10 protein-coding genes are annotated in these 12,003 nt (G+C 64.7%); 3 read left to right on the top strand and 7 right to left on the bottom strand.

Features of this window, described 5'->3' with window-relative positions:
* Positions 1–24: 24 nt before the first annotated feature.
* Entirely contained in the window at positions 25–390 is a 366-nt protein-coding gene (locus LQG66_RS24140) for a DUF1304 domain-containing protein (protein WP_231318162.1), read from the top strand.
* 359 nt (positions 391–749) lie between these two features.
* Positions 750–1,976, top strand: a complete 1,227-nt coding sequence (locus LQG66_RS24135; protein ID WP_231318161.1) for an ABC transporter substrate-binding protein — start codon at positions 750–752, stop codon at positions 1,974–1,976.
* 165 nt (positions 1,977–2,141) lie between these two features.
* Here the strand turns inward: LQG66_RS24135 and LQG66_RS24130 are convergent, their stop codons facing one another.
* The 4 genes from LQG66_RS24130 to LQG66_RS24115 all read right to left on the bottom strand — a co-directional run bounded on the left by LQG66_RS24130 (position 2,142) and on the right by LQG66_RS24115 (position 4,165).
* On the bottom strand, positions 2,142–2,747 hold the full coding sequence (locus tag LQG66_RS24130; protein ID WP_231318160.1) for an ATP-dependent Clp protease proteolytic subunit: 606 nt from the start codon (positions 2,745–2,747) through the stop codon (positions 2,142–2,144).
* A gap of 43 nt (positions 2,748–2,790) precedes the next feature.
* Positions 2,791–3,150 (bottom strand): SRPBCC family protein, encoded by a 360-nt coding sequence (locus tag LQG66_RS24125; RefSeq protein ID WP_231318159.1) that lies wholly within the window; start codon positions 3,148–3,150, stop codon positions 2,791–2,793.
* Positions 3,147–3,461 carry an ArsR/SmtB family transcription factor gene (locus LQG66_RS24120; RefSeq protein WP_231318158.1) on the bottom strand — a complete coding sequence of 105 codons (315 nt, stop codon included), beginning with the start codon at positions 3,459–3,461 and terminating at the stop codon, positions 3,147–3,149. Before LQG66_RS24120 ends, LQG66_RS24125 begins: the two co-directional genes overlap by 4 nt.
* A gap of 278 nt (positions 3,462–3,739) precedes the next feature.
* Positions 3,740–4,165, bottom strand: a complete 426-nt coding sequence (locus LQG66_RS24115; protein ID WP_231318157.1) for a DUF1330 domain-containing protein — start codon at positions 4,163–4,165, stop codon at positions 3,740–3,742.
* 146 nt (positions 4,166–4,311) lie between these two features.
* Between LQG66_RS24115 and LQG66_RS24110 the strand changes: the two genes are divergently transcribed.
* Complete coding sequence (locus LQG66_RS24110) at positions 4,312–6,528, top strand: transglycosylase domain-containing protein (protein ID WP_231318156.1); 2,217 nt, start codon at positions 4,312–4,314, stop codon at positions 6,526–6,528.
* Between the two features lie 46 nt (positions 6,529–6,574).
* Here the strand turns inward: LQG66_RS24110 and LQG66_RS24105 are convergent, their stop codons facing one another.
* The 3 genes from LQG66_RS24105 to LQG66_RS24095 all read right to left on the bottom strand — a co-directional run bounded on the left by LQG66_RS24105 (position 6,575) and on the right by LQG66_RS24095 (position 11,944).
* Positions 6,575–9,244, bottom strand: a complete 2,670-nt coding sequence (locus LQG66_RS24105) for an EAL domain-containing protein (protein ID WP_231318155.1) — start codon at positions 9,242–9,244, stop codon at positions 6,575–6,577.
* 323 nt (positions 9,245–9,567) lie between these two features.
* Positions 9,568–10,407 (bottom strand): M48 family metallopeptidase, encoded by an 840-nt coding sequence (locus LQG66_RS24100; protein WP_231318154.1) that lies wholly within the window; start codon positions 10,405–10,407, stop codon positions 9,568–9,570.
* Positions 10,408–10,615: 208 nt separating this feature from the next.
* On the bottom strand, positions 10,616–11,944 hold the full coding sequence (locus tag LQG66_RS24095) for a polyhydroxyalkanoate depolymerase (protein WP_231318153.1): 1,329 nt from the start codon (positions 11,942–11,944) through the stop codon (positions 10,616–10,618).
* Positions 11,945–12,003 lie beyond the last annotated feature (59 nt).

Here is a 12,003-nt window from a genome sequence, read left to right as displayed (position 1 = left end):
CGGACAGGCTGGGGGGAGCCGACCATGGACTTGATTGCCAACATCGTCGTGGCGCTGATAGGTGCGCTTCACGTCTACATTCTCGTGCTCGAGATGTTTCTCTGGACCAGGCCGGCCGGCCTGAAGGCCTTCAACAATACGCCGCAGCGCGCCGCCGAAACTGCGGTGCTCGCCGCCAACCAGGGGCTCTATAACGGCTTCCTCGCGGCCGGCCTGTTCTGGGGGCTGGCACACCCGACGGCGGCCTTCGGCTTTCAGATCAAGGTGTTTTTCCTGCTCTGCGTGCTGGTCGCGGGGCTCTATGGCGCGGCCACGGCGAGCCGCAAGATCCTGTTCATCCAGAGCGTGCCTGCGACGATCGGCCTGGTGCTGCTCTGGCTCGCCGGCTGACGTCGTCCGCCACGTCACCTGCGTCCGTCCTTCGAGACACCGCCTGCGCACGCGGCCGCAGGATCAGGGCTAATTCGCGGCGAGCCCTGCGTTCCTCATCGTAAGGAGCGCCGCTTGCGAAGCGTCTCCGGACGATGCTCCCCGTCGCCGGGAGAACCGTGCCGCCCGGAATAGTCGCACGCCCTCAAAAAGGCAGAGGTGATAGCCGCGCGTTTCGACTGCCTGCCTGCAAAACCGCCGCGACCGGCGGTCCCATCGCCTTGCATTGGTCCAGTCGTTCCTCCACAATCCCTGCAGCGATGGCGGCTCTCACGAGCAAGACCATCCGCGCAACAACAAATCAGGAGGAACACGGACCCATGAGACAGGGAGCATTCCATCTCGCGGCGGCTGCGGCGCTGACCCTCGCGCTGTCGGCCACGGCGGCCTCGGCCCAGAAGAAATACGATCCCGGCGCATCCGATACCGAGATCAAGATCGGCCAGACGGTGCCATTCTCGGGTCCCGCGTCCGCCTACGCGTCGATCGGCAAGACGCAGGCCGCCTATTTCAACATGGTCAACGAGCAGGGCGGCGTCAACGGACGCAAGATCAAGCTGGTCCAGTACGACGACGCCTATTCGCCGCCCAAGGCCGTCGAGCAGGTCCGCAAGCTGGTCGAGGACGATGAGGTGCTGCTGACGTTCCAGATCATCGGCACCCCATCGAATGCCGCCGTCCAAAAATATCTCAATGCCAAGAAGGTGCCACAGCTGTTCGCCGCCACCGGCGCGACCAAGTTCACCGACCCGAAGAACTTCCCCTGGACCATGGGATACAATCCCAACTACTTCACCGAGGGTCGCATCTACGGCCAGTACATTCTGAAGGAGCATCCCAATGCCAAGATCGGCGTGCTCTATCAGAACGATGATCTCGGCAAGGACTATCTGAACGGGATCAAGGCCGGCCTCGGTGACAAGGCATCGACCATGATCGTCGCCGACGCCTCCTACGAGGTGTCCGATCCGACCATCGACTCGCAGATTCTCAAGATCAAGGCGGCGGGCGCCGACCTGCTGTTCTCCGCAGCGACGCCGAAGCAGGCCGCTCAGGCGATCAAGAAGCTGCATGAGCTCGACTGGCACCCCGTCCACATCGTCGATATCAACGCCACCTCGGTCGGCGCGGTGATGCAGCCGGCGGGCCTGGATGCCGCCAAAGGCGTGATCTCGGTCAACTACGGCAAGGACCCGCTCGATCCGACCTGGAAGGACGATCCGGGCATGAAGCGCTATCTGGATTTCATGGCCAAGTACTATCCGGACGGCGACAAGAACTCCAATTTCAACGTCTATGGCTACGGGAACGCACAGCTCCTGGTGACGGTGCTGCAGATGTGCGGCGACAATCTGACGCGCGAGAACGTCATGAAGCAGGCCGCGTCGCTCAAGGATGTCGTCGGCGACCTGTCGCTACCCGGCATGAAGATCAACACCTCGCCGACCGACTATCGCGTCAACAAGCAGCTGCAGATGATGAAGTTCAACGGCGAGCGCTGGGAGCTGTTCGGCCCGATCCTCGAGGACAAGGGCGCAGCGGGCTAGAGCGTGGCCGTCATTCTCGGAATGGTCCGCAGGACCAGACCGCAGATGCGCCACAGCGCACCATAGGTCGACCGCTGACGCGGTCGCCCCGGCATGACCGGGTCAACAACAACGATGCGGGGCTGCGCGATGGCGCGGCCCCGTTTGCATTGCGGAACCTTGGCGCTAATCGCCCGTCTCTCTTTGCTTGACGACGCGGTCGATCAAACCCCACTGCAAGGCCTCGTCCGAAGTCATGAAGTGATCGCGATCGAGCGTGCGCTCGACCTCCTCATAGGTGCGCCCGCAATGTTCCGCGTAAAGCCTGATCATGCGGCGCTTGGTCTGCTCCATCTCCCTGGCATGGATCAGGATGTCGGACGCCTGGCCCTGAACGCCACCGAGCGGCTGATGAACGTGAAGGCTCGCGTTGGGCAGCGCCGTACGCTCGCCCGGCTCCCCCGCCATGAGAAGGAACGACCCCATTGAACGCGCCGTTCCCATGCACAGCGTGTGCACCGGCGCTTTGACGTATTGCATCGTATCATACATGGCGAGGCCGCTCGTGATCACGCCGCCGGGCGAATTGATGTAGAGATGGATCGGCCGCTTTGGGTTCTCGGCCTCGAGAAAGAGCAACTGCGCGCAGACCAGGGCGGACAGCGTGTCGTTGACCTCGCCGTTCAGGAACACGATCCGCTCGCGCAGCAGCCGCGAATAGATATCGAAGGATCGCTCTCCCCGACTTGATTGCTCGATGACCATAGGGACGAGTTGCATCGCTTCGCGCATGCACGAACTCCCGGTTTCAGTGAGTTGTTGATGAATGAGAGCGTCAAGCAGCGCGCATCAGGCTGCGCCGGTTGCTGTTCGCCGCCGGCGGCGAACGCTGCGTCAGCTTGGTGGCGACCAGCCCGTGAATGATTCTGAGCCTGGTGCCGCCTGCAGCATTGGGACTGAGCTGAAACGTCACGATGCTCTCCAGGAATGGCGGCTCGTCGTCGCGCATTCGGTAGCGAACTTCTTCACCGGGCGTCGCAGAGATCGGCGCGGCATCGGCCAATTCTCTCCTCGGCAGCCAGTTCTCGCGCAGGGCGGGAATGCTGATCGCCCGCCAGACCTTCTCCGGCGGGGCGTCGAGATCGTAGTCGAGCACCAGATCTTTGGTCTGCTGGTCGGCCTTGGTATCGGTCATTGGTCCATGTCCTTCAGCAAGGCTTTCAAAGCATCGACCCGTGACGGCCAATAGGCGCGATACTTCGCCAGCCAGCGGGCGATCAGCGCCAAGCCATCCGGATCGACCTCGTAGTTGACAAAACGCCCCTGCCGTTCTTCCCGCACCAGCCCCGCATTGCGAAGCACCGCGAGGTGCTGGGACATCGCCGGTTGGCTGATCGTCATACCCTCGCGAAGAGCGCTGGCGTTCATTCGGCCGGATGCCAGCTTCTCGAAGATCTGGCATCGCGTCGGATCGGCCAGGGCTTTGAAGATGTCACTCTCGATCATGCCAACACATAAGCATAAACTTATGTGTCGTGCAAGCCGGCAGCCCCGATTCCGGCGAGCGCTTGGGGCCGTTCGGCTCGATCATCGAGGACACGGGGGCGGCGGGGTAGCCGAACGACTTCCTCATTTACAAATGTCATGCCCTGCACAGGCGGGGCATCCGGCACACCGCGACATCTCGATCGACAGCGACCGTCTCTGGAATACTGGGTCAGCCGCCTTCGCGGGTGACGACACCTGAGATGTAGAGACGCCTCAACGCCTCACGCGCAGCGACCTCAGCCCGGCACCTCGCCGAAATTCTTGCCCATCGGTAGCACCGCGTGACGGATCAGCCGCGAGTCCTCCACCGCGGCCTGGCGATGCTTGACCGCCTCGCGATAGACGGGATCGCGGATCATCTCGACGAAGGCCTGCACGGACGGGTATTCGGCGATGAAGCAGTGGTCCCAATATTCGTCCTGCGGACCGATCAGCATCAACTCGAAGCGGCCCTGCCAGACGATGCGGCCGCCGAGCCGCTCGAACACCGAGCCGCTCTCGCGGCCATAGGCGGCATAGGCCTCCGCGCCGCTCACCTTGCGCCCGTCCGGATAGTCCGCCTCTTTGCGCAGGCGCACCAGGTTCAGCATGTGGATCGGACCGGGGCGGTCGTTCTCCCGGAATTGCGCGAACACCTCCTTGGTCGGGTCGATATGGCCCATCTGTTCCCTCGTCGTTGACGTTTGCTTAACCATAACCGTGCGTTTTCGACGCGAAAGTCCTAATCGCGCGTTAAGCTCTTTCTAACTGCCCCTTAAACTCCGGCCATTACCATGGTTGGACGGCAGGTCGCGGGCTTGAGTTGCGTATGGCGCGGGGACGGAAACAGAGCGGCGGACGCAAGGAGCCGCGATTCGGCCTTGCGGCCGCGATGGCCGATCTGCGTCTCGATCCGAAGGACCGCATTCCCGCCGGCGAGGACGCCCCGAAGAAATCCGCAGCCAAGCGCAAACCGGTCGAGCCCGACGACGACGATGACGTGCCGGCGCGCGAGCCCAAGGCCGCACCGAAGGCCGCCCCGCCCAAGCCGAAGCCGAGCCGCGGCAAGTCGCGCTGGGGCCTGTCCATCGGACGCATGTTCTACTGGGCGCTCGTCAGCGGCCTGTGGGGCGTGATCGCGCTCGTCGGCGTCGTGATCTGGGCCGGCGCGCACCTGCCGCCGATCCAGTCGCTGGAGATCCCCAAGCGACCGCCCACCATCGAAATCGTGGGCATCGACGGCACCATGCTGGCGCAGCGCGGCGAGATGGCGGGCGCCAACGTCGCGTTGAAGGACCTGCCGCCCTATCTGCCCAAGGCCTTCATCGCCATCGAGGACCGCCGCTTCTACCAGCATTTCGGCATCGACCCGATCGGCATCGCGCGCGCCGTCGTCGCCAACATCCTGCATCGCGGCGTCTCGCAGGGCGGCTCGACCCTGACGCAGCAGCTCGCCAAGAACCTGTTCCTGACCCAGGAGCGCACGCTGGCGCGCAAGCTCCAGGAGGCCGAGCTCGCGCTCTGGCTCGAGCGCAAATATTCCAAGCGCGACATTCTCGAGCTCTATCTCAACCGCGTCTATTTCGGCTCGGGCGCCTACGGCGTCGAGGCGGCGGCGCAGCGCTATTTCGGCAAATCGGCGCGGCAGGTCACGGTCGGCGAGGCCGCGATGCTCGCGGGCCTCGTGAAATCCCCGTCGCGGCTGGCGCCGAACCGCAACCCGGAAGGCGCCGCCAAGCGCGCGCAGACCGTGCTTGCGGCGATGGCCGACGCGAAGTTCATCACCGACGCCCAGGCCCAGGCCCAGATCGCCCATCCGAGCGTCGCGGTGAAGCCGGCCGGGGCCGGCACCGTGAACTACGTGGCCGACTGGATCGGCGAAGTGCTCGACGATCTCGTCGGCCAGATCGAGGAATCGATCGTGGTCGAGACGACGATCGATCCGAAGCTGCAGAGCGTGGCCGAAGCCGCCATCATCGACGAGCTCGCGGCCAAGAGCGTCAAGTTCAACGTCAGCCAGGGGGCGCTGGTGGCGATGACGCCGGACGGCGCCGTGCGCGCCTTGGTCGGCGGTCGCAACTATGCGGACAGTCAGTTCAACCGCGCCGTGACCGCAAAACGCCAGCCAGGCTCTGCGTTCAAGCCGTTCGTCTATCTCACCGCGATCGAGCAGGGCCTGACGCCCGACACGGTGCGCCAGGACGCGCCGCTCGACCTGAAGGGCTGGAAGCCCGAGAACTACACCCGCGAATATTTCGGCCCGGTGACGCTGACCCAGGCGCTGGCGATGTCGTTGAACACGGTCGCGGTGCGCGTCGGGCTCGAAGTCGGCCCGAAGAACGTGGTGCGGACCGCGCACCGGCTCGGCATCTCCTCGAAGCTCGATCCGAATCCCTCGATCGCACTCGGCACCTCGGAAGTGTCGGTGATCGAGCTGGTCGGCGCCTATGCGCCGTTCGCCAATGGCGGCCTCAGCGTCGCGCCGCATGTGGTGACGCGGATCAGGACGCTCGACGGCAAGCTGCTGTACATGCGTCAGGCCGAGCGGCCCGCGCAGGTGATCGAGCCGCGCAACGCGGCGATGATGAACCAGATGATGCAGGAGACGCTGATCTCGGGCACAGCGAAGAAGGCCGAGATCCCGGGCTGGGTCGCCGCCGGCAAGACCGGCACCAGCCAAGATTTCCGCGATGCCTGGTTCATCGGCTACACCGCCCGTCTCGTCACCGGCGTGTGGCTCGGCAATGACGACAATTCGCCGACCAGGAAGACGACCGGCGGCGGCCTGCCGGTCGATGTCTGGACCCGCTTCATGCGATCGGCCCATCAGGGCGTGCCGGTCGCCGCGCTCCCGAACACGCAGGGCTCGGGTCTGGTGCCCACGCTGGCGCAGATCACGTCACAGATCACCGCGCCGATGGCACCTGCATCCAATCCTGCCGGCGGCACGCGCGCTGCGGCGTCGACACGGACCGCGGCGCGGCCGGAACCCGCCGCGGGCCTGGACGGCTGGCTGGTGGATCGATTGTTCGGAGGTCAGCGCTGAGGCGAGGCCCGGCGGCGCATGTCGTGAGATACGGCTGCGCGACCGATCAGCCGGCGGCGGCAGCCGTGGGACGGCGGGGCAACTCGTTCTGTGGGGAGCCTGAGGCCTGCGCCAACGCACGCCCGACCTGCCTGAGCATCAGGCTTGCCCGGTGCGCGCTGTAATCGAGCAGCCAGCGACTGAATGCGCTGGCGGCCATCGGGCGCGCGAACAGAAAGCCCTGCATGGCATCGCAGCCGAGCTCGGCCAGCAGCCGCCGCTGCGGCTCGGTCTCGACGCCCTCGGCGACCACGGCGACGTCGAGGCTCTGCCCGACCCTGACGACCGCCGTCACGATCGCCCGCGTCCCGGTCTCGTTCTCGAAATCGCGCATGAAGCTGCGGTCGATCTTGAGCTCGTCGATCGGCAGCTGTGCCAGCCGGCTGAGGCTGGAATAGCCGGTGCCGAAATCGTCGAGCGACAGGCCGACGCCCATGTTGCGCAGCTCGTTCATGGTCGCAATCACTGTGGCGCGCTCGTTGAGAATCACGCCTTCGGTGATCTCCAGCATCAGCATCTTGGCCGGCAGATCGTTGGCCGCCAGGATCTGCGCCACCATCGCCGCCAGATTGATGTTCTGGAAGTTGATCGGCGACAGGTTCACCGAGATGCAGGGAATGTCGAGGCCGGCGCGGCGCCATGACGCCATCTGCTTGCAGGCCAGCTTGATCGACCACACGCCGATCTGCTCGATCAGGCCGCACTCCTCCGCGAGCGGAATGAATTTCGACGGCGAGACTTCGCCCAGCACCGGGTCGTGCCAGCGCGCCAGCGCCTCCACGCCGTGGATCGCACCGTCCCGGGTGCGGATCTGCGGCTGATAATGCAGGGTCAGGGCCTCGCTGGCGATCGCCTCGCGCAGCGCGGTCGAATGCATCAGCCGTTCTTCGGCAAGCTTGTCGATGTCGGCGCTGAAGAAGCGATAGGTGGCGCGGCCGCCCCGCTTGGCCTTGTACATCGCCGCGTCGGCCTGCTTGATCAGGGTCTCGATGTCCTTGGCGTTGTCCGGATAGAGGCTGAGCCCCATGCTCGCGGACATCGGCACCTGCCGTTTGCCGATCGTCAGGGGCATGGCGAGAGCGGCCGTGATCCGCGCCGCGGCCAGCGACGCCTCGAGGGGATCGCGGTTCTGCAGCACGATCACGAACTCGTCGCCGCCGAGCCGGCCCAGCATGTCACCGGCCCTGATCTGCGCCCGCAGGCGGTTGGCAAAACCGACCAGGAACTCGTCGCCGGCCGCATGGCCCAGCGTGTCGTTGACGTCCTTGAAGTTGTCGGCGTCGAGGAAGGCCACGGCGACGTGCCCGCCTTCCGGACAGGCCTTGATGGCCTCGGCGATCAGCGACGGAATGCGGGCGCGATTGGGCAGGCCCGTCAGCATGTCGTGATAGGCGACCTCCGACATCGTCGACCTGACTTCCTGGCGCTCGATGGCCAGGGAGCCGAGCTGGACACAGGCGGCGACGATCTGCTCATGCCACGGGCTGGGGCCGCGGCATTCACGAAAGTAGAAGGCGAAGGTGCCGATGACGCGGCCGTCCTTGCCCTTGATCGGCGAGGACCAGCAGGCGCGCAGCCCTGCCGACAGCGGACCGGCCTTGTAGGGCTGCCAGCGCGGATCGTTGTCGATGTCCTGCGCCAGCACCGGCTCGCACAGATAGGCGGCGGTGCCACAGGAGCCGACGTCCGGTCCGATCGCAACGCCGTCCAGGCTGGCGGAATAGGTCGTTGGCAGGCTCGGTCCGCCGAGCGGGTGGATCAGCCCGTCCGAATCGACGTGCAGGACCGAGCAGACAACATCGGGGGCGAGCTCCTCGACCCGACGGCACAGCTGATCCGCGATCGTCGTGATCGAAACGTCCGAAGCCAGCGACGACATGATCAGCTGCTGCAGCGAGCGCAGCTGCTTGACCTCCCGGATGTCGGTGAGCAGGCCGAAGATATTCTTGACCTTGCCCCGCGCGTTCCGGTGCGCCTTGACATAGGCCGTCGTCCAGAGCTCGTGGCCGTCCTTGCCGTAGAGCAGCACGTCCTGCTCGCTGCCCTGTTCGTCCTTGAGGCCTTGCTTCAACTGGTCGACGGCGGCCCGATCGGTCCAGGGGCCGATCAGGAGCTCATCAGCGCTACGGCCGAGCGCCTCCTCGGGCGTGTAGCCGTACAGGCTGGCGAAAGCCGCATTGGTGTAGAGGATCTTGAGGTCGCGATCGGTGACGATGACCGCCCGATTGGTGCGGTCCGCCACCGACGTCAGCAGCGCATTGCGCTCGCGCAGCTCGACCTCGGCGGTCACGTCGCGGATCAGGACCAGCGAACGGCCGGAATCGTCGCCGGAGGGAAGATCGGAAAACGACAGACGGACCCGAGCCCGGGAGCCGTCTTCATGGCGGAGCGTCAATTCCCGGATGATCGTCTCGGCCGGCGCGCGCTGGCCGGCGTCGACATCGCCCGCGTGCTCGTCATTCAGCGCCGGCGCGGCAAGCTCGGACGGCAGACCCAGGCCGGCCAGGTCGGCACCGATCATGGCGGCCGGGTCTCGCCGCAACAGGCGGGCCGCCGCGGCATTGACGTGGTGGACACGGCGATGCGCGTCGAGGATCAGGATGGCTTCGCTGGCACGGTCGAACACGGCCGAGAGCAGTTGAGCCGATTCGGCCGTTGGGAACTCGCTTGCACGCATCGTTGGCTGTTCGCTTCGGGGCGCGCTGCACGTTCCCGTGGAAACGATCCGCGCCTTGGTTGCAGCGAACATCCCGGCTACTTGCTGGGACGTCACCTTGGGGCTGTTTGCGGTAAATCTGGCGAGTCCGGCGTTACGGCCGCGTTAAAGCGCCGCCGCATTCGGCGAGATCTTCCGGTTGCACGTTGGAAGGCTTAAGAATTCGATAGTCGGGCTGGCGCGGACCGATTGCATGAGGAGAGTCGGAACCACACGCAAAAATGGCCCGAACCAGAAGGCCGGGCCATTTGCGATCAATCGTCGACGGCTCAATCGTCGATACCTCAATCATCGATGCCGTAGCGGTGCAGATCGTTGCCGCAGGTGTCGAGCCACTTCTTGGCGCGCTCGACCGAGGAGCTGATCTTCCCGCACACCTTCCAGAACCGCGGCGAGTGGTTCATCTCGATCAGATGCGCAACCTCATGGGCTGCGAGATAGTCGAGCACGAAGGACGGCGCCAGAATCAGCCGCCAGGAGAACGACAGCGAGCCGGCCGAGGTGCAGGACCCCCAGCGGCTCGACTGGTCACGGATCGACAGCCGCTTCACCTTGACGCCGAGCTGCTCGGCATAGCCGTCGGCGGCCTTCTGCAGATCGCGACGCGCCTCGCGCTTGAGGAAGTCGAGCACGCGGCGCTCGGTGTGCTCGAGCCCGCCGGCCACGCAGAGGATCTTCTCGCCGCTGTCGCGCGTCTCGGTCCACACCGTGCCGCGCTCGCCGGCGCGATGCACGATCTTGTGCGGCACGCCACGCAGCGGCACGATCGTGCCGGGCAGGAACGGCGCCGCTTTCGGCAGACGGCCGAGACGGGCGGCGATCCACGCGCCGTGACGTTGCGCGAAGTCCTTGGCCTCGATGATCGTGCCGCGCGGAGGCATCGTCAGGATCGCTTCGCGATCCGACGGATGAATTCTCAGGGTATAACGTCGCGCACGACGGTGACGCCGCAATCTAATCGAGTAGATTTGCGAGCCGTGCTTGACGAGAAGACGCGAAGGTTCGGCGGGCCGCCGATAGAGTAGCGCGCGAGTGGCCATTTCTGTCAGTCCGGGGGGTAAGAGCTCGCCCGGATTCTGCCATATCCACCGCCAGGGAAAGCGCTCGGCGCAAAAACAAATCATTTGCCCAACATACAGGGGTTCGGACGGTTCCGTACCCTAGAAGTTGTAGCTACTGCGTCGCTCATAAAATGAATATGGATTCAAAAGCGTCGCTCATGGAGCGACGCCACATTCACTCCTTGAGTCACTCCGGAAATCCGGTTTCCAGTGCCTCTTCAACGAGTTACCGCGCAGCCGGATTCGGAGGCGCAGTAAGCCGTCTCCTCATCTATTCGGCCGCAATGGTGATCAACGACTTTGGATCCGCAGCCGAGAGCATGAAATCGCAAATGCGTGGCACGATCTCCGACTTGAATCGCGATCCATTGAACACACCGTAGTGGCCGACACCCGGTTGCACGTAGTGAACCCGGCGATGATCCGGGATCGACGAGCAGAGTCCATGTGTTGCTTCGGTCTGTCCGAGACCGGAAATGTCGTCCTTCTCACCTTCGACCGTCATCAAGGCGACGCGCGTGATCTTCGACGGCTCCACAGGCGTGCCGCGATGGGTCATTTCACCCTTCGGCAGCGCGTGCTTGATGAACACCGTCTCGACCGTCTGCAAATAGTATTCCGCAGCCAGGTCCATGACGGCGAGATACTCGTCATAGAAATCGCGATGCTTGTCGACCTGGTCGCCATCGCCCTTCACCAGATTGGCGAACAGCGCCTTGTGGGCGTCGACATGGCGGTCGAGGTTCATGCTGATGAAGCCGTTCAGCTGCAGGAAGCCCGGATAGACGTCGCGCATGACGCCCGGATGCGGGAACGGCACCTTGGTGATGACGTGGTTGCGGAACCAGTCGATGCCGCGCTCCTGGGCGAGATTGTTCACGCCGGTCGGATTGCGGCGCGTATCGATCGGGCCGCCCATCAGGGTCATCGAGATCGGTGCGAACGGATCGCGCTCGGCCTCCATCACCGACACCGCCGCCAGCACCGGCACCGCCGGCTGGCACACCGCCATCACGTGCATGTTGGTGCCGAGGAACTGCAGCATCTCGATGACGTAGTCGATGTAGTCGTCGAGATCGAAGCGGCCTTCGGCCAGCGGCACCATCCGGGCGTCGGCCCAATCGGTGATATAGACCTCGTGGGTCGGCAGGAACGCCTCGACCGTGCCGCGCAGCAGCGTCGCGTAGTGGCCGGACATCGGCGCCACGATCAACAGCCGCGGCTGGGGGCTGCGCAGCGGGCGGGTCAGCTTGCGATCGAAATAGAGCAGTCGGCAGAACGGTTTTTCCCAGATCGCGTGGACCTCGACCGGGGTCCTGATGCCGTTGACCTCGGTCTCGTCGAGCCCCCATTCGGGCTTGCCGTAGCGGCGCGTGGTGCGCTCGAACAGCTCGCAGGCCGCCGCGATCGACTTGCCCATTTCGGTGTGCGCCCAGGGATTGAGCGGGTTCTGAAACAGGATCTTGGTGGCATCCGTGACGGCGCGCGCCGGATTGAGCGAGGCATGCGCCATCTCGTACATCCAGTACATCGGCGTCGTCAGGACCGGACTGCCTTCCGACGCCAGGGGCGGTGCACCGCCAAACTCACCAATCGGCATTCTCGTTCAACCCTCTCTGCAACGCAGCATACTGCCGAATGCGTAATTAAGCGTCAATG

This window comes from Bradyrhizobium ontarionense, from assembly GCF_021088345.1.
Taxonomy (GTDB): Bacteria; Pseudomonadota; Alphaproteobacteria; order Rhizobiales; family Xanthobacteraceae; genus Bradyrhizobium; species Bradyrhizobium ontarionense.
This window is presented reverse-complemented; position numbering and strand designations above follow the sequence as displayed.

Bases quoted from the DNA above. Each gene is read 5' to 3' on its own strand.
- LQG66_RS24140 (WP_231318162.1), top strand. From the start codon at position 25: ATGGACTTGATTGCCAACATCGTCGTGGCGCTGATAGGTGCGCTTCAC.
- LQG66_RS24135 (WP_231318161.1), top strand. From the start codon at position 750: ATGAGACAGGGAGCATTCCATCTCGCGGCGGCTGCGGCGCTGACCCTC.
- LQG66_RS24130 (WP_231318160.1), bottom strand. From the start codon at position 2,747: ATGCGCGAAGCGATGCAACTCGTCCCTATGGTCATCGAGCAATCAAGT.
- LQG66_RS24125 (WP_231318159.1), bottom strand. From the start codon at position 3,150: ATGACCGATACCAAGGCCGACCAGCAGACCAAAGATCTGGTGCTCGAC.
- LQG66_RS24120 (WP_231318158.1), bottom strand. From the start codon at position 3,461: ATGATCGAGAGTGACATCTTCAAAGCCCTGGCCGATCCGACGCGATGC.
- LQG66_RS24115 (WP_231318157.1), bottom strand. From the start codon at position 4,165: ATGGGCCATATCGACCCGACCAAGGAGGTGTTCGCGCAATTCCGGGAG.
- LQG66_RS24110 (WP_231318156.1), top strand. From the start codon at position 4,312: ATGGCGCGGGGACGGAAACAGAGCGGCGGACGCAAGGAGCCGCGATTC.
- LQG66_RS24105 (WP_231318155.1), bottom strand. From the start codon at position 9,244: ATGCGTGCAAGCGAGTTCCCAACGGCCGAATCGGCTCAACTGCTCTCG.
- LQG66_RS24100 (WP_231318154.1), bottom strand. From the start codon at position 10,407: ATGATTTGTTTTTGCGCCGAGCGCTTTCCCTGGCGGTGGATATGGCAG.
- LQG66_RS24095 (WP_231318153.1), bottom strand. From the start codon at position 11,944: ATGCCGATTGGTGAGTTTGGCGGTGCACCGCCCCTGGCGTCGGAAGGC.